Below are 16,524 nucleotides of genomic sequence, written 5' to 3'. Positions count from 1 at the left end.
CCGTCGTAATCTGGCAATCATGAAACAGTGCACGCACGCCGACGCGCTGCCGCTCCCGGAACCGGAGCCTCTCGGTCCGACCTGCCCCGAGTGTCTGCGCGACGGCACGCACCCGGTGCAGCTGCGGCTGTGCCTCACCTGCGGCCATGTCGGCTGCTGCGACTCCTCGCCCGGCAGGCACGCGACGCAGCACCACGAGATGTCCGGTCACCCGGTGATGCGGACCTTCGAGCCCGGCGAGGACTGGCGGTGGTGCTTCGTGGACCACGTACTCGTCTGACCCCGTTCCGACCCTGTTCCGACCTTCTACCGAGCGGCTTTCCGTGTGATCGCATTCCCGCCCGACCGCGTTCTCGTGTGACACTGCATTCGGCGGTGACCGCACGACGGTTCGAGCGTCGGGCGTCTGGGTACGTCAACCCGGCGCGCGCTCTTCCCATTTGGGCCCGCAAACCCTCTAGACACGGAGCGTATGCACAGCTTTACTGTGAGTGACGCCAGGGGGGTTGGGGTCCCGGGACAGGAACATTCGGAGCGCGATAGCGTCACCGCGGAACCGCGTCCGCGTTACCCCGGGGGGCGACCCTCGGCCCCGTAAAGCTTGTACCACCTTGGAGGTGAGGGTGTCCCAGATCGCAGGCGAGCCCGCGGCGAACCAGGACTTCGTGGAAGTCCGGCTGCCGGCCGCGGGTGCCTACCTGTCGGTGCTGCGGACGGCCACGGCCGGACTCGCGGCCCGCTTGGACTTCACCCTGGACGAGATCGAGGACCTGCGCATCGCCGTGGACGAGGCCTGCGCGATCCTGCTCCAGCAGGCCGTGCCCGGCTCGGTGCTCAGCTGTGTCTTCCGACTCGTCGACGACTCGCTGGAGGTCACGGTCTCCGCACCGACCACGGACGGCCACGCCCCCTCGCGGGACACCTTCGCCTGGACCGTGCTCTCGGCCCTCGCGGGCAAGGTCTCGTCCGCCGTGGACGAGGACAAGACCGTGTCGATCAGCCTCTACAAACAGCGCGGCGCGGGCCCCGGCCCGGCGTGAGGAACGGGGACGGTCCGGTGCGGGACGAAGAGCGCGGCACACGGGAGCTGCCGGCCGGGGACGGGGGTTCCCCCTGGCCGAGCGCGGGCGACCTCTCCGGGGAGGCTCCCCAGGACGGTTCCCGGCGCATGGCGGACGGCATCGACGGCATCCCCGAGCAGGCCAGACCGCACCCGCAGGACGACTCCGCGCGGGCCGGTGGCGAGGCGCCCGCGCAGGGCGCGCCCACGGCGGGGCACCGCGCGGGGGCCAGGGCTCGGGGAAGGGCTACGGGCGGGACGATGAGCGAGCACGAGCGGTACGCCGAGGACGACGCACCGGGCGCGCAGCCCGTGCAGGCCGTACAGGCCGTGCAGGCCGTACAGCACGACCCGGCGGACCGCAGCGGGGCACGGGCGATGTTCGTGGAGCTGCGCGGCCTGAAGCAGGGCAGCCCGGAGTACGCGGAGCTGCGCAATCGGCTGGTCCGTATGCATCTGCCGCTCGTGGAGCACCTGGCACGCCGGTTCCGCAACCGCGGCGAGCCGCTGGACGACCTCACCCAGGTGGCCACGATCGGGCTGATCAAGTCCGTCGACCGGTTCGACCCGGAGCGCGGCGTGGAGTTCTCCACGTACGCCACCCCGACCGTGGTCGGCGAGATCAAGCGGCACTTCCGCGACAAGGGCTGGGCGGTCCGCGTGCCGCGCCGGCTGCAGGAGCTGCGGCTCGCACTGACCACGGCGACGGCCGAGCTGTCCCAGCTGCACGGCCGCTCCCCCACGGTCCACGAGCTGGCCGAGAAGCTCGCGATCTCCGAGGAGGAGGTCCTGGAGGGCCTGGAGTCCGCCAACGCGTACTCCACGCTGTCCCTGGACGTCCCCGACACCGACGACGAGTCCCCGGCGGTCGCCGACACCCTCGGCGCGGAGGACGAGGCGCTGGAGGGCGTGGAGTACCGGGAGTCCCTCAAGCCGCTGCTGGAGGATCTGCCCCCGCGGGAGAAGCGGATCCTGCTGCTGCGCTTCTTCGGCAACATGACCCAGTCGCAGATCGCGCAGGAGGTCGGCATCTCCCAGATGCACGTCTCCCGGCTGCTGGCCCGCACGCTGGCCCAGCTGCGGGAGAAGCTCCTCGTGGAGGAGTAAGGGCCTTACTCGGCGCGGCCCGGTCCCTTGATGCCGAGGGCCCGGGTCGTCTCGCCGTTGACGAGGAGGATCAGCGCCGCCACGGCCACCACCGCAAGGGCGATGCCGGCCGGGATGGCCATGCTGTCGGCCTTGAGCAGGTTGTAGGCGATCGGCAGCGCCATGATCTGGGTGATCACCGCGGGGCCACGGCTCCAGCTGCGCCGCAGCAGCAGTCCGCGCGCGGCGAGCAGCGGCAGCAGTGCGAGCACGGCGAGGGTGACACCGAGGGTCACGGCCTGCTGCCGGTCGTCCGGGGAGCCGGTGAGCCCGAGGACGAGCACCCACAGCCCGCCGGCCCCGAGGGCGAGGCCCTCCAGCCCGGCCAGCACGGCGGCGTAGGTCAGCCGGCGGGGACGGCCCGCTGCGCCGGCTTCGGCGGTGTCGGCGGTGTCGGCGGGGTTGGGGGCGGGGTTCTGCTCACTGCTCACACCAGAAGAGTAGCCGTCGGCCCGGTGCGGGCAGGGGCGGGTGCGCTTCCCCGCGCCGGCAGGGATCCGACGGCCGGCAGCGTTCCGAGTGTCCAGGTTCACGCCCCCACCTCTTACCCGATCCCTACCTCGATATGGGCCCGGTACCCCCCAGTAGGTACGCTGCAGTCCATGCGTGCACTTCTCGTGGTCAATCCGGCGGCAACCACCACAAGCGCACGCAGGCGTGACGTGCTGATCCACGCGCTGGCGAGCGAGATGAAGCTGGAGGCGGTCACCACCGAGTACCGCGGACACGCGCGCGACCTCGGCCGGCAGGCGGCGGACAGTGACGACATCGATCTCGTGGTGGCCCTCGGCGGCGACGGCACGGTCAACGAGGTCGTCAACGGCCTGCTGCACGCCGGCCCCGACCCGGAGCGCCTGCCCGGCCTCGCCGTCGTACCCGGTGGCTCCACGAACGTCTTCGCCCGCGCCCTGGGCCTGCCCAACGACCCGGTCGAGGCCACCGGCGCCCTGCTGGACGCGTTGCGGGAGAGCCGGGAACGGCTCGTCGGGCTCGGGTTGACCTCGGGCACGCCCGGCACCGAGGACGAGGCGGTCCCGGACCGCTGGTTCACCTTCAACGCGGGACTGGGATTCGACGCGGGTGTCGTCGGCCGGGTGGAGCAGCAGCGCGAGCGCGGGAAGAAGTCGACGCACGCGTTGTACGTACGTCAGGTGATCCGGCAGTTCCTCGGTGAGCAGAACCGCCGGCGCGGGTCGATCACGCTGGAGCAACCCGGCGAGGATCCGATTGCCGATCTTGTGGTCGCCATAATCTCGAACACGTCCCCTTGGACGTATCTCGGCAATCGCCCCATGTACACATCACCTAAGGCCTCGTTCGATACCGGCATCGACGTACTCGGTCTCAGCCGCCTGTCGTCGGCCGCGGTTGCCCGGTATGGCACCCAGTTGCTCACTTCGTCCCCCGAGCGCGGACCCCATGGTCGACATGTCGTCTCGCTGCATGATCTGGATCAGTTCACCTTGCATTCGAAGGTGCCTCTGCCCCTACAGATGGACGGTGACCATCTGGGACTGCGTACGAGCGTGACGTTCACAGGCGTACGCCGTGCACTGCGTGTGATTGTGTGAGCGGAACGGGCGAAAGTCCTTTCACTCGAACGTTTAGGCCAGGATCCACCCCATGGAAGTACGGCTGTGACCTAGTCGACACCGAGGAATCAAAAAAAACTTTCCGGAAGGGGTTGTATCCGTCGCCGAGGTTTGCGAGTCTCTACGTGGCGATCGGGACGGCCCGCAACACCGGCCTCCACTGATCACCGGAACCCCTCTTCAAACCAAGGACCACGCCGGGGAAGACCTGGCGGTCGGCCCTTCACTTGTTGAGGGATTCGTGAAAGCGTTCACATTCACAAGCAACCTGTACGTAATACGTTCAGAGAACCTAGGAGAGGTAGCAGCCATGGACTGGCGTCACAACGCCGTTTGCCGCGAGGAAGACCCCGAGCTCTTCTTCCCCATCGGCAACACCGGTCCTGCGCTGCTGCAGATCGAGGAAGCCAAGGCCGTCTGCCGTCGCTGCCCGGTGATCGAGCAGTGTCTGCAGTGGGCGCTCGAGTCCGGTCAGGACTCCGGCGTCTGGGGTGGTCTCAGCGAGGACGAGCGCCGCGCCATGAAGCGCCGCGCCGCCCGCAACCGGGCCCGTCAGGCCTCCGCCTGACACACCCACCCCTGCTGACAGCCTGAGCTTGGCGGCGCGTGCAGCACGCACGCATCTCCCGCCCCCGAGCCGCAGCGCGCAGTATCCCCCGATGCGCTTAGCGATATAAGCAGAGCAGCAACGAGCACAAGCCCCGGACCGACGGCGGTCCGGGGCTTTTTGCTGTCCGCAACCGGTCGCCGCTGTAACCGGCCGCCACTGTACGGCCATTGGGCTACTGCTTCTGCGCCCGCACCGGAATGTCGAGGATCACCCTGGTCCCCTGTCCCGGCGCCGGGACCATGTCGAAGGAGCCGCCCAACTCCCCTTCCACCAGCGTCCGTACGATCTGCAGCCCCAGGTTGCCCGAGCGGTGCGGGTCGAAGCCCTCGGGCAGGCCGACGCCGTCGTCCTGGACCGTGACGAGGAGCCGGGCCTCCTTCGTCGTACCGCCACGGACCGCCGAGACCTCGACCGTGCCGGTGTCGCCCTCGCGGAAGCCGTGCTCCAGGGCGTTCTGCAGGATCTCGGTGAGGACCATCGACAGCGGGGTGGCCACCTCGGCGTCGAGGATCCCGAAGCGCCCGCTGCGCCGGCCGGTCACCTTGCCCGGCGAGATCTCGGCGACCATCGCCAGCACGCGGTCGGCGATGTCGTCGAACTCCACGCGCTCATCCAGGTTCTGAGACAGCGTCTCATGCACGATCGCGATCGAGCCGACCCGGCGGACGGCCTCCTCCAGGGCTTCCCGGCCGCGTTCGGACTCGATGCGCCGCGCCTGCAGCCGCAGCAGCGCGGCGACGGTCTGGAGGTTGTTCTTCACCCGGTGGTGGATCTCCCGGATGGTCGCGTCCTTGGTGATCAACTCCCGCTCGCGGCGCCGCAGTTCGGTGACGTCCCGGCACAGCACCAGCGAACCGATCCGGGTGCCCTTGGGCTTGAGCGGGATCGCCCGGAACTGGATGACGCCGTCGTTGGCCTCGATCTCGAACTCGCGCGGCGCCCAGCCGCTGGCCAGCTTGACGAGCGCCTCGTCGACCGGTCCCCGGGTCGGGGCCAGTTCGGCGGTGGTCTGCCCGAGGTGCTGACCGACCAGGTCGGCGGCGAGGCCGAGGCGGTGGTAGGCGGACAGGGCGTTCGGGGAGGCGTACTGGACGAGGCCGTCGATGTCCAGCCGGATCAGGCCGTCGCCGACGCGCGGCGAGGCGTCCATGTCGACCTGCTGGTTCGGGAAGGGGAAGGAACCTGCCGCGATCATCTGCGCGAGGTCGGAGGCGCTCTGCAGGTAGGTGAGCTCCAGACGGCTCGGGGTGCGGACCGTGAGCAGGTTGGTGTTGCGGGCGATCACGCCGAGCACGCGGCCCTCGCGCCGCACGGGGATGGACTCGACCCGTACGGGGACCTCTTCGCGCCACTCCGGGTCGCCCTCGCGCACGATCCGGCCCTCGTCCAGCGCCGCGTCCAGCATGGGCCGCCGGCCGCGCGGGACCAGGTGGCCGACCATGTCGTCCTGGTAGGAGGTGGGGCCGGTGTTGGGGCGCATCTGGGCGACCGAGACGTACCGGGTGCCGTCCCGGGTGGGGACCCACAGGACCAGGTCGGCGAAGGAGAGGTCGGAGAGCAGCTGCCACTCCGAGACCAGCAGATGGAGCCACTCGAGGTCGGAGTCGTCGAGGGCGGTGTGCTGGCGGACCAGTTCGTTCATGGAGGGCACGTTGTGAGCGTACCCGCGGGTCTCGGATGGCCGAAAACACCCGTGACCGGCCCCGGAAAACACCCGCGGGCCGCGGCGCCTGGAAGGGACCCTCAACCCTCCCGGCACCGCAGCCCGGAGCATCATCGGCCGTGGGGTGTGCGGTCCCGGTCGGCCGAAGGTCGAGGAGCCGGGGCAGTCAGGGCAGAGAGCTCCGGTCCCTCGATCCGCCTTCCTGTGCGGGGAAGACGGAGGCTTGTTCACTTTTGATTGTGGACTAGACCACAAGTGTGTGTCCATGGTCTTGTCGGCATGCACGAAGACTGTATGACGTAGACGATGGCACCCGATGCCACGCAGCCTAGCCCGCCTTGGTCAGCTGCGGGGCCAGATGGACATGGCAATTTCCGCGAGTGCTTCCAGTTCTTCCCGGCTCGCCCCGTCGCGGGCCTGCTGGGACATGCCCTGGATCATGGCGCCGGTGTGCCGGGCGAGGGCGGTGGCGTCGGTGCCGGACGGCAGCCGGCCCTCCGTGACGTCCACCCGGATCCGGGACTCCACTGCGGCGATGTCCGCGGTGCGCCGCTCGCGCAGCAGCCGTTCCACCTCGGGGCTGGTGCAGTTGGTGGCGGCGTGCACGACCAGGCAGCCGTACGGGTGCGCGGGGTCGGTGTACCCGGCGGCGGCCTCGCGCAGCATGCGCGTGACGGCGGCGCGGGCGGTGGGCTCCTCGGCGAGGGCCCGCTCACCGAAGGCGCCGTACGAGTCGGTGTAGAGCCGCACGACCTCCTCGAACAGGGTCCGCTTGTCACCGAAGGCCGCGTACAGGCTCGGGGCGCCGATGCCCATGATCCTGGTGAGGTCGGCGACCGAGGTGGCCTCGTAGCCGTGCTTCCAGAAGGCCATGAGCGCCTTCTCCAGCGCGGTGGCACGATCGAAGGAGCGCGGGCGGCCGCGCGATCTGGAGGCCCCGGCCCGCGTTCCCGTGTCCTGACCGCTCACCATGGAGGGCATTTTATAGCGGCCCTTAGAAAAATACAGGGGCTCACCCCAGGAGACCCGCCTCTGTTAGATTGGTCTAAACCACACAGAGTCGTCCAGAGCCCACTTCAGAACGGCAGGCCCAGCGTGGAAGTTGTCATCGTTCCGGACGCCGCGGCGGGCGGCGAGCTGATCGCCGAGGCCATGGCACAGCTGCTGCGACGCAAGCCCGACGCCCTGCTCGGCGTGGCCACCGGCTCCACCCCGCTGCCCGTCTACCAGGCGCTGACCGCGAAGTGGCGCTCCGGCGCCGTGGACACCTCGCGGGCGCGCATAGCCCAGCTCGACGAGTACGTGGGGCTGCCCGCCGACCACCCCGAGTCCTATCGCTCGGTGCTGCGCCGGGAGGTCCTGGAGCCGCTCGGCATCGGCATGGACAAGTTCCTCGGTCCCGACGGCACCGCCGAGGACGTCCAGGCGGCCTGCGAGGCGTACGACCGCGCGCTCGCGGCGGCCGGCGGAGTGGACCTGCAGCTGCTGGGCATCGGCACCGACGGGCACATCGGGTTCAACGAGCCGTGCTCGTCCCTCGCCTCGCGCACCCGGATCAAGACGCTGACCGAACAGACCCGTGTCGACAACGCACGCTTCTTCGACGGCGACATCGAGCAGGTGCCGCACCACGTCATCACCCAGGGCATCGGCACCATCCTGGAGGCCCGGCACCTGGTGCTGCTGGCGACCGGCGAGGGCAAGGCGGACGCGGTCGCCGCGACCGTCGAGGGCCCGGTCGCGGCCGTCTGCCCGGCCTCCGCGCTGCAGCTGCACCCGCACGCCACGGTGGTCGTCGACGAGGCGGCCGCGTCCAAGCTGAAGCTGGCCGACTACTTCCGGCACACGTTCGCGGGCAAGCCGGACTGGCAGGGGATCTAGGCCGGGACGCCCGGGCCGATGGACTAGACCAACCTCGGTTGCAACGATATATAGAGGAGATCACGGAGCGTGCGGGTGGAGTCCTGACAGAAGAACCCGTGCCACGATGTGAGCCGTGGCCGATGTCAGTCGGTCGCTTTCGGCACCGGGAGCCGGGAAGGCAGAGCATGACCACCGACGTCAGCAGTGCGGAGAACGAGGCCGGCACGACCGTCCGTACGGCGCGCGTGCCCAAGTACTACCGCCTGAAGAAGCACCTGCTCGACATGACGGAGACCCAGGCGCCGGGCACGCCGGTCCCGCCCGAGCGCACGCTGGCGGCCGAGTTCGACACCTCCCGCACCACCGTCCGCCAGGCCCTGCAGGAACTGGTGGTCGAGGGCCGCCTGGAGCGCATCCAGGGCAAGGGCACCTTCGTCGCCAAGCCCAAGGTCTCCCAGGCGCTCCAGCTCACCTCCTACACCGAGGACATGCGCGCCCAGGGTCTGGAGCCGACCTCGCAGCTGCTGGACGTCGGCTACATCACCGCCGACGACCGGCTCGCCGGGCTGCTCGACATCGCCGCGGGCGGACGGGTGCTGCGCATCGAGCGGCTGCGCATGGCCAACGGCGAGCCGATGGCCATCGAGACCACCCACCTGAGCGCCAAGCGCTTCCCGGCCCTGCGCCGCTCCCTGGTGAAGTACACCTCCCTCTACACCGCCCTCGCCGAGGTCTACGACGTCCACCTCGCCGAGGCCGAGGAGACCATCGAGACCTCGCTGGCCACCCCGCGCGAGGCGGGTCTGCTCGGCACCGACGTGGGTCTGCCGATGCTGATGCTCTCCCGACACTCCCTGGACCGCGAGGGCAAGCCGGTGGAGTGGGTGCGGTCGGTGTACCGGGGCGACCGGTACAAGTTCGTCGCGAGGCTGAAGCGGCCTGTGGAGTAGGCAAGCAGAAGCCGGGGACCTTCGCTGAATCGATATACCGAGATACGGACGAGGTCTTCCACTGCCACGACACCGTCACCTAGATTGCCTGCGCATTGCACAGGTGATCAGCGAGGGGACGGAGCACGTGGCATGTCCGAAACGCCTGAAGTGAGACCACCGGTGGTGACACCGGTCCGCGTGATCATCGGCCTGTGTCTCGTCGCGCCCTTCGTGGCGATGCCCTGGGTCGGCTCCTACGCCAAGACGGACCCCGCCTTCGTCGGGATCCCGTTCTTCTACTGGTACCAGATGCTCTGGGTGCTGATCTCCACCGCGCTCACGATGACCGCGTACATGCTGTGGCAGCGCGACCAGCGCACCCGCGGCGCCCATGCTTCCCCCGCTTCCCCCGCCTCCCCAGCTTCAGAGAAGGGCGGTGAGGTGAAGTGAAGAACGGCGTCAACGGCGTCGCGCTCGGCGTCTTCATCTTCTTCTTCCTGGCCGTCACGGTGATGGGCTTCCTGGCCGCCCGCTGGCGCAGGGCGGACGACGAACACTCCCTGGACGAATGGGGCCTGGGCGGGCGGTCGTTCGGCACCTGGATCACCTGGTTCCTGCTCGGCGGCGACCTCTACACGGCGTACACCTTCGTCGCCGTGCCGGCGGCGATCTACACGGCGGGCGCGGCCGGCTTCTTCGCGGTGCCGTACACGATCCTGGTCTACCCGCTGATCTTCACGTTCCTGCCGCGCCTGTGGTCGGTCTCGCACCGCCACGGATACGTCACCACCTCGGACTTCGTCCGCGGCCGCTTCGGCTCCAAGGGTCTGTCGCTGGCGGTCGCGCTGACCGGCATCCTGGCGACGATGCCGTACATCGCGCTCCAGCTCGTCGGCATCCAGGCCGTGCTGGACGTCATGGGCGTCGGCGGCGACAGCAGCACCAACTGGTTCGTACGGGACCTGCCGCTGCTGATCGCCTTCGGCGTGCTGGCGGCCTACACCTACTCCTCCGGCCTGCGCGCCCCCGCCCTGATCGCGTTCGTCAAGGACGCGCTGATCTACATCGTCATCGCGGTGGCGATCATCTACATCCCGATCAAGCTGGGCGGCTTCGACGACATCTTCGCCAAGGCGGGCCACGCGTTCAGCCAGGTCAACCCGGCGACCGGCAAGCCGCGCGGCGCGCTCGTACCCCCGCAGGCCGGCCAGTGGACGTACGCCACCCTGGCCCTTGGCTCCGCCCTCGCGCTCTTCATGTACCCGCACTCGATCACCGCGACCCTGTCCTCCAAGAGCCGTGAGGTGATCCGCCGCAACACCACGATCCTGCCGCTGTACTCCCTGATGCTCGGCCTGCTCGCGCTGCTGGGCTTCATGGCGATCGCGGCCGGGGTCAAGGTCACCAACGGCCAGCTGGCCATCCCGCAGCTGTTCGAGAACATGTTCCCGGACTGGTTCGCGGGCGTGGCCTTCGCGGCGATCGGCATCGGCGCGCTGGTCCCGGCGGCGATCATGTCGATCGCGGCGGCGAACCTCTTCACGCGCAACATCTACCGGGACTTCATCAAGCCGGACGCCACGCCGAAGCAGGAGGCCCAGGTCTCCAAGCTCGTCTCGCTGCTGGTGAAGGTCGGCGCGCTGGTCTTCGTCCTCACCATGGACAAGACCGTCGCCATCAACTTCCAGCTGCTGGGCGGCATCTGGATCCTGCAGACCTTCCCGGCCCTGGTCGGCGGCCTGTTCACCCGCTGGTTCCACCGCTGGGCCCTGCTCGCCGGCTGGGCGGTCGGCATGGCGTACGGCACGGTCGCCGCGTACGGCGTCGCCTCCCCGACCCAGAAGCACTTCGGCGGCTCGGCCAAGGAGATCCCCGGCATCGGCGAGATCGGCTACATCGGCCTCACCGCGTTCGTCCTCAACGTCGTGGTCACCGTGGTCCTCACCTTCGTCCTCAAGGCCGTGAAGGCCCCCGAGGGCACGGACGAGACCAGGCCGGAGGACTACACGGCGGACGCGGGCGACCCGGGGGTGCAGGTGGAACTGCCGCCGGCCACCGCGGGCGCCGGTCACTGAGCGACTGCTGTACGACGGGCCGCCGGAGGAGAATCCGGCGGCCCGTTGTCGTACCCCTCCGGCACACTCGGTGCCATGGACATCGCGATCCGGCAGGCCATCCCCGACGAGTACGACGCCCTGGGCGAGATCACCGCCGAGGCCTACCTCCAGGACGGCCTCCTCGACTTCGGGGAGAGCGACGGGTACCTGGGCGAACTGAGAGACGTGGCCAAGCGGGCGGCCGTGGCGGAGGTTCTCGCGGCCGTACGGAACGACACCCTCCTCGGCGGAGTCACCTTCGTACCGTCCCCCGGCCCCATGGCCGACATCGCCCGCCCCGGAGAGGCCGAGATCCGCATGCTGGCCGTCTCCGGAGCCGCTCGCGGCCAGGGCGCCGGCGAGGCCCTCGTCCGGGCCTGCATCGACCGCGCACGGGCCATGCAGGGCTGCACGGCGGTCGTCCTGTCCACCCAGCGCACCATGCACGCGGCCCACCGCATCTACGAGCGCCTGGGATTCGTCCGCGTCCCCGAACGCGACTGGAACCCGATCCCGGAACTGGACGACATCACTCTGCTCACCTACAAGTTGACGCTCTGACACCGTCACGACACAACATCTGGGGGTGTCACCGCAACCCGGCACTAGATGTATGCTCTTCCTCGCTGTCGCCGCAGGGGAATCCGGTGTGAATCCGGAACTGTCCCGCAACGGTGTACTTGTGCGCGTCTGCGCTCAGGAGTCAGTCCGAGGACCTGCCGACAGCGCACCCGGCCGTCCGGTTCGGGTGGCCTTCAGACGTCCGGGCCTCGTGGGATGGGCCGGTGGACGCGACGCCGTGCGCGCTCGTGGCTGCCCCCTGCCCTCCACAAGGCCCCCGTGCCGAGCGAGGGAGAGCCCCACGTGACCATCGCGCCAGCAGATCCGGTTTCAGCCGGCGGCCTGGAGACCGACGGTCCCGGTACCGCGTTGCTGCGGACCCTGACCGAGCTGACCGCCGACCTTCCCGACGCCGACCCCGGCCGGGTCGCCGCCGCCGCGCTGCGGGGCCGGTCGGCGAGGGCTGACGAGGCGGAGTTGCGCGAGCTGGCCACGGAGGCCGCCGCCGGGCTCATTTCCGAGGATCCGGCCTACTCGCGGCTGGCCGCCCGGCTGCTGACCGTCTCCATCCGCGCCGAGGCCGCCTCGCAGGGCGTGACGTCCTTCACCGAGTCCGTGGCCGTGGGGCACCGCGAGGGGCTCATCGCCGACCGCACCGCCGACTTCGTACGGCTGCACGCCGAACGGCTCGACGCGCTGATCGACCGGCGGGCCGACGACCGCTTCGGCTACTTCGGCCTGCGCACCCTGCACAGCCGCTACCTGCTCCGGCACCCGATCACCCGCAGGGTCATCGAGACGCCCCAGCACTTCCTGCTGCGGGTCGCGAGCGGCCTGGCCGAGGACGACACGACCCGCTCCCTGGACGAAGTGGCCGCTCTGCACGGGCTCATGAGCCGGCTCGACTACCTCCCGTCCTCCCCCACGCTCTTCAACTCCGGCACGCGGCACCCGCAGATGTCGTCCTGCTACCTCCTCGACTCCCCGCTGGACGAGCTGGACTCCATCTACGACCGCTACCACCAGGTGGCCCGGCTCTCCAAGCACGCGGGCGGCATCGGACTGTCGTACTCCCGGATCCGCAGCCGCGGTTCGCTGATCCGCGGCACCAACGGGCACTCCAACGGCATCGTGCCGTTCCTGAAGACGCTGGACGCCTCGGTGGCCGCCGTGAACCAGGGCGGCCGGCGCAAGGGCGCCGCGGCCGTGTACCTGGAGACCTGGCACTCCGACATCGAGGAGTTCCTGGAACTGCGGGACAACACCGGTGAGGACGCCCGCCGTACGCACAACCTGAACCTCGCGCACTGGATCCCGGACGAGTTCATGCGCCGGGTCGACGCCGACGCGCAGTGGTCGCTGTTCTCCCCGGCGGACGTGCCGGAGCTGGTGGACCTGTGGGGCGAGGAGTTCGACGCCGCGTACCGCAAGGCCGAGGCGGCGGGCCTGGCGAAGAAGACCATGCCGGCGCGTGAGCTGTACGGCCGGATGATGCGCACCCTCGCACAGACCGGCAACGGCTGGATGACCTTCAAGGACGCGGCGAACCGCACCGCCAACCAGACGGCCCTGCCGGGGCACGTGGTCCACTCCTCCAACCTCTGCACGGAGATCCTGGAGGTCACGGACGACGGGGAGACGGCGGTCTGCAACCTGGGTTCGGTGAACCTCGGTGCCTTCGTGGCCGACGGGGACATCGACTGGCAGCGGCTGGACGACACCGTCCGCACCGCGGTCACCTTCCTCGACCGCGTGGTCGACATCAACTTCTACCCGACCGAGCAGGCGGGACGGTCGAACGCCAAGTGGCGTCCCGTCGGCCTCGGCGCGATGGGTCTGCAGGACGTCTTCTTCAAGCTGCGCCTGCCCTTCGACTCGCCGGAGGCCAGGGCCCTGTCCACGCGGATCGCCGAGCGGATCATGCTCGCCGCGTACGAGGCCTCCGCCGACCTGGCCGAGCGCAACGGCCCGCTGCCGGCCTGGGAGAAGACCCGTACGGCCCGGGGTGTGCTGCACCCCGACCACTACGGCGTCGAACTGACCTGGCCGGAGCGCTGGGCGGCCCTGCGCAGCCGTGTCGCCGAGGTCGGCATGCGCAACTCCCTCCTGCTGGCCATCGCGCCCACCGCCACCATCGCCTCCATCGCGGGCGTGTACGAGTGCATCGAGCCGCAGGTGTCGAACCTGTTCAAGCGCGAGACGCTGTCCGGTGAGTTCCTGCAGGTCAACTCGTACCTGGTGCAGGACCTGAAGGAGCTGGGCGTGTGGGACGCCCGCACCCGTGAGGCGCTGCGCGACTCGAACGGCTCGGTGCAGGACTTCGCGTGGATCCCGGCCGACGTACGGGCGCTGTACCGCACGGCGTGGGAGATCCCGCAGCGCGGGCTGATCGACATGGCGGCGGCCCGCACCCCGTTCCTGGACCAGGCCCAGTCCCTGAACCTCTTCCTGGAGACGCCGACCATCGGCAAGCTCTCCTCGATGTACGCGTACGCCTGGAAGTCGGGCCTGAAGACGACGTACTACCTGCGCTCCCGCCCGGCGACCCGTATCGCCCGCGCGGCCCAGGCCCAGACCCAGAAGACCATCCCCGTCCAGCAGGTCGCCGACCCCGACGCCGTCGCCTGCTCCCTGGAAAACCCCGAGTCCTGCGAGGCCTGCCAGTAATGCCCACCCGTCACCCGGCCACCACCCGCAACACCAACCTCCTCGACCCGGGCTTCGAGCTGACCCTGCGTCCCATGCGCTACCCGGACTTCTACGAGCGCTACCGGGACGCGATCAAGAACACCTGGACCGTGGAGGAGGTCGACCTCCACTCGGACGTCGCCGACCTCGCGAAGCTGACGCCCGAGGAGCAGCACCTCATCGGCCGCCTGGTCGCCTTCTTCGCGACCGGTGACTCGATCGTCGCCAACAACCTGGTGCTGACGCTGTACAAGCACATCAACTCCCCCGAGGCACGGCTCTACCTGAGCCGTCAGCTCTTCGAGGAGGCCGTGCACGTCCAGTTCTACCTGACGCTCCTGGACACCTACCTGCCCGACCCGGACGACCGGGCGGCGGCCTTCGCGGCCGTCGAGAACATCCCGTCCATCCGCGAGAAGGCGCAGTTCTGCTTCAAGTGGATGGACTCGGTGGAGAAGCTCGAGCGGCTGGAGACGAAGGCCGACCGCCGTCGCTTCCTGCTCAACCTGATCTGCTTCGCCGCGTGCATCGAGGGTCTGTTCTTCTACGGCGCCTTCGCGTACGTCTACTGGTTCCGCAGCCGGGGCCTGCTGCACGGTCTCGCCACCGGCACCAACTGGGTGTTCCGGGACGAGACGATGCACATGTCCTTCGCCTTCGACGTGGTCGACACCGTCCGCAAGGAGGAGCCGGACCTGTTCGACGACGAGTTGGGGCAGCAGGTCACCGACATGCTGGAGGAGGCCGTCGAGGCCGAGCTGCAGTTCGCGCGCGACCTGTGCGGCGACGGCCTTCCGGGCATGAACACCGAGTCGATGCGGCAGTACCTGGAGTGCGTCGCCGACCAGCGCCTGACCCGCCTCGGCTTCGCCCCGGTGTACGGCTCGGAGAACCCGTTCTCCTTCATGGAGCTGCAGGGCGTCCAGGAGCTGACGAACTTCTTCGAGCGCCGCCCGTCGGCGTACCAGGTCGCGGTGGAGGGCACCGTCGACCTGGACGAGGACTTCTGACCGGCTGTTCAGACGGGGCGGGCCGCGCCGTGGTGCCTGCGGGGCCGGCTCGGCCTCCCCGTCTCCTTCTTCGCCTTCGTCTTCGTCGCCTCCTCCCGCTGTGACCTTCTGATCTGGCGGTCGATGATCCTGTCGTGCGCGATGCCGATCACCGCCGGGAGGACCAGGAGGCCCAGGATCCCGATCACGGCGATCATTCCGAGCAGTCCTTCTGTCTGTGTCACGTCCATGTACACCACTGTCGCGCCGGATACTCCTTACCGGGAGTGGCAGGACTGCCGTACACCCTCGATTTACTGCCACCGGCGAGGCACACTGGCAGCATGCTGCAGAACGTGGCCGCCGTCCTGCTGGACGGCGTGAACCCCTTCGAGATGGCCGTCGTCTGTGAGGTGTTCGGCATCGACCGCAGTGATGAGGGCCTGCCGGTGTACGACTTCGCGGTCGCCTCGGCCGAAGGCCCGGTGCTGCGCTCGAACGCCGGGTTCTCCCTGCAGGTCGAGCACGGCCTGGAGCGTCTGGAGTCGGCCGACCTGATCGCCGTACCGGCCGGGGCCTGCTACGAATCGCGCGCGTTCCCGCCCGGGCTGCTCGACGCCCTGCGCCGCGGGGTGGACCGGGGTGCCCGGGTGCTCAGCGTCTGCTCGGGCGTCTTCGTGCTCGCCGCCGCCGGGCTGCTGGACGGCAGGCGCTGTGCCGTGCACTGGCACCACGCGGCGGAGCTGGCCCGCCGGTATCCGCGGCTGACCGTCGAGCCGGACGTGCTCTACGTCGACGAGGACCCCGTGATCACCTCGGCCGGCACCGCCGCCGGGATCGACGCCTGTCTGCATCTCGTGCGCAAGGAGCAGGGTCCCGAGGTCGCCAACAAGATCGCCCGCCGGATGGTGGTGCCGCCGCACCGGGACGGCGGGCAGGCGCAGTACATCGAGCGGCCGCTGCCGAAGGGGCCGTGCGACACCGTCGGCGAGGTGCTGGTGTGGATGGAGGAGCACCTCGACCAGGAGGTGACCGTCGAGCAGCTCGCCGCCCGCGCCCACATGGCGCCGCGTACCTTCGCGCGCCGCTTCCAGCAGGAGACCGGAACCACTCCCTACCGGTGGATCCTGCGCCAACGAGTGCTGCGCGCACAGGAGTTGCTGGAGGGGACCGACGAGACCATGGACGCGATCGCCTGGCGCACCGGGTTCGGTACGGCGGCGGCGCTGCGGCACCAGTTCGTCCGGGCGCTCGGCACCACCCCGAACGCCTACCGGCGCGCGTTCCGGGGCCCTGAGGCCGCCTGAGCGCGCGCCGGTACCAG

The 16,524-nt window shown here is 69.6% G+C and carries 17 protein-coding genes and 1 riboswitch; of the genes, 13 read left to right on the top strand and 4 right to left on the bottom strand.

Going from position 1 to position 16,524, the window contains the following annotated elements:
- Positions 1 to 19: 19 nt before the first annotated feature.
- The 3 genes from ACWGJ5_RS04720 (at position 20) to ACWGJ5_RS04710 (ending at position 2,167) form a co-directional block, all read left to right on the top strand.
- Complete coding sequence (locus ACWGJ5_RS04720; RefSeq protein WP_228623440.1) at positions 20 to 280, top strand: UBP-type zinc finger domain-containing protein; 261 nt, start codon at positions 20 to 22, stop codon at positions 278 to 280.
- A gap of 343 nt (positions 281 to 623) precedes the next feature.
- Positions 624 to 1,040 (top strand): ATP-binding protein, encoded by a 417-nt coding sequence (locus ACWGJ5_RS04715; RefSeq protein WP_009190566.1) that lies wholly within the window; start codon positions 624 to 626, stop codon positions 1,038 to 1,040.
- Positions 1,041 to 1,057: 17 nt separating this feature from the next.
- Positions 1,058 to 2,167: an RNA polymerase sigma factor SigF gene (locus tag ACWGJ5_RS04710; RefSeq protein WP_453308347.1), complete on the top strand. Its 1,110-nt coding sequence runs from the start codon at positions 1,058 to 1,060 to the stop codon at positions 2,165 to 2,167.
- A 5-nt stretch (positions 2,168 to 2,172) separates the two neighbouring features.
- On the opposite strand, the gene ACWGJ5_RS04705 is transcribed toward ACWGJ5_RS04710, so the two are convergent.
- Complete coding sequence (locus tag ACWGJ5_RS04705; RefSeq protein WP_453308346.1) at positions 2,173 to 2,637, bottom strand: hypothetical protein; 465 nt, start codon at positions 2,635 to 2,637, stop codon at positions 2,173 to 2,175.
- Between the two features lie 171 nt (positions 2,638 to 2,808).
- Here ACWGJ5_RS04705 and ACWGJ5_RS04700 point away from each other — a divergent pair, with 171 nt between their 5' ends.
- Positions 2,809 to 3,777: a diacylglycerol/lipid kinase family protein gene (locus ACWGJ5_RS04700; RefSeq protein ID WP_453308345.1), complete on the top strand. Its 969-nt coding sequence runs from the start codon at positions 2,809 to 2,811 to the stop codon at positions 3,775 to 3,777.
- Between the two features lie 331 nt (positions 3,778 to 4,108).
- Positions 4,109 to 4,366 (top strand): WhiB family transcriptional regulator, encoded by a 258-nt coding sequence (locus ACWGJ5_RS04695; protein ID WP_003992873.1) that lies wholly within the window; start codon positions 4,109 to 4,111, stop codon positions 4,364 to 4,366.
- Positions 4,367 to 4,580: 214 nt separating this feature from the next.
- On the opposite strand, the gene ACWGJ5_RS04690 is transcribed toward ACWGJ5_RS04695, so the two are convergent.
- Together ACWGJ5_RS04690 and ACWGJ5_RS04685 are read right to left on the bottom strand one after the other, a co-directional pair.
- On the bottom strand, positions 4,581 to 6,050 hold the full coding sequence (locus ACWGJ5_RS04690; protein WP_228623483.1) for a sensor histidine kinase: 1,470 nt from the start codon (positions 6,048 to 6,050) through the stop codon (positions 4,581 to 4,583).
- 363 nt (positions 6,051 to 6,413) lie between these two features.
- Positions 6,414 to 7,043 carry a TetR/AcrR family transcriptional regulator gene (locus tag ACWGJ5_RS04685; protein ID WP_453308344.1) on the bottom strand — a complete coding sequence of 210 codons (630 nt, stop codon included), beginning with the start codon at positions 7,041 to 7,043 and terminating at the stop codon, positions 6,414 to 6,416.
- A 123-nt stretch (positions 7,044 to 7,166) separates the two neighbouring features.
- Here ACWGJ5_RS04685 and nagB point away from each other — a divergent pair, with 123 nt between their 5' ends.
- The 7 genes from nagB (at position 7,167) to ACWGJ5_RS04650 (ending at position 15,221) form a co-directional block, all read left to right on the top strand.
- Entirely contained in the window at positions 7,167 to 7,952 is a 786-nt protein-coding gene (gene nagB / locus ACWGJ5_RS04680; protein ID WP_453308343.1) for a glucosamine-6-phosphate deaminase, read from the top strand.
- Positions 7,953 to 8,119: 167 nt separating this feature from the next.
- Positions 8,120 to 8,884: a GntR family transcriptional regulator gene (locus ACWGJ5_RS04675; protein WP_228623434.1), complete on the top strand. Its 765-nt coding sequence runs from the start codon at positions 8,120 to 8,122 to the stop codon at positions 8,882 to 8,884.
- 132 nt (positions 8,885 to 9,016) lie between these two features.
- On the top strand, positions 9,017 to 9,316 hold the full coding sequence (locus ACWGJ5_RS04670; protein WP_453308342.1) for a DUF3311 domain-containing protein: 300 nt from the start codon (positions 9,017 to 9,019) through the stop codon (positions 9,314 to 9,316).
- The gene (mctP, locus tag ACWGJ5_RS04665; RefSeq protein ID WP_453308341.1) at positions 9,313 to 10,941 is read left to right on the top strand and encodes a monocarboxylate uptake permease MctP; all 1,629 of its coding nucleotides are present in this window, start codon (positions 9,313 to 9,315) and stop codon (positions 10,939 to 10,941) included. Before ACWGJ5_RS04670 ends, mctP begins: the two co-directional genes overlap by 4 nt.
- A gap of 75 nt (positions 10,942 to 11,016) precedes the next feature.
- Entirely contained in the window at positions 11,017 to 11,523 is a 507-nt protein-coding gene (locus ACWGJ5_RS04660; RefSeq protein ID WP_453308340.1) for a GNAT family N-acetyltransferase, read from the top strand.
- A 65-nt stretch (positions 11,524 to 11,588) separates the two neighbouring features.
- A riboswitch (adenosylcobalamin-variant (AdoCbl-variant) riboswitch) is annotated at positions 11,589 to 11,688 on the top strand.
- 138 nt (positions 11,689 to 11,826) lie between these two features.
- Entirely contained in the window at positions 11,827 to 14,190 is a 2,364-nt protein-coding gene (locus ACWGJ5_RS04655) for a ribonucleoside-diphosphate reductase subunit alpha (protein ID WP_453308339.1), read from the top strand.
- A complete protein-coding gene (locus ACWGJ5_RS04650) occupies positions 14,190 to 15,221 on the top strand; it encodes a ribonucleotide-diphosphate reductase subunit beta (protein ID WP_453308338.1) in 1,032 nt (343 codons plus the stop codon). Before ACWGJ5_RS04655 ends, ACWGJ5_RS04650 begins: the two co-directional genes overlap by 1 nt.
- An 8-nt stretch (positions 15,222 to 15,229) precedes the next feature.
- Here ACWGJ5_RS04650 and ACWGJ5_RS04645 read toward each other — a convergent pair whose 3' ends face one another.
- Entirely contained in the window at positions 15,230 to 15,451 is a 222-nt protein-coding gene (locus tag ACWGJ5_RS04645; RefSeq protein ID WP_453308337.1) for a hypothetical protein, read from the bottom strand.
- Positions 15,452 to 15,544: 93 nt separating this feature from the next.
- On the opposite strand from ACWGJ5_RS04645, the gene ACWGJ5_RS04640 reads away from it, so the two are divergent.
- Positions 15,545 to 16,507, top strand: coding sequence for a GlxA family transcriptional regulator (locus ACWGJ5_RS04640; protein ID WP_453308336.1), 963 nt, complete (start codon positions 15,545 to 15,547; stop codon positions 16,505 to 16,507).
- The last annotated feature ends 17 nt before the right edge of the window (positions 16,508 to 16,524 follow it).

It is taken from the genome of Streptomyces sp. NPDC054783 (assembly GCF_053611725.1).
The sequence above is the reverse complement of the archived record's forward strand: the minus strand, read 5'-3'. Positions and strand labels throughout refer to the sequence as shown.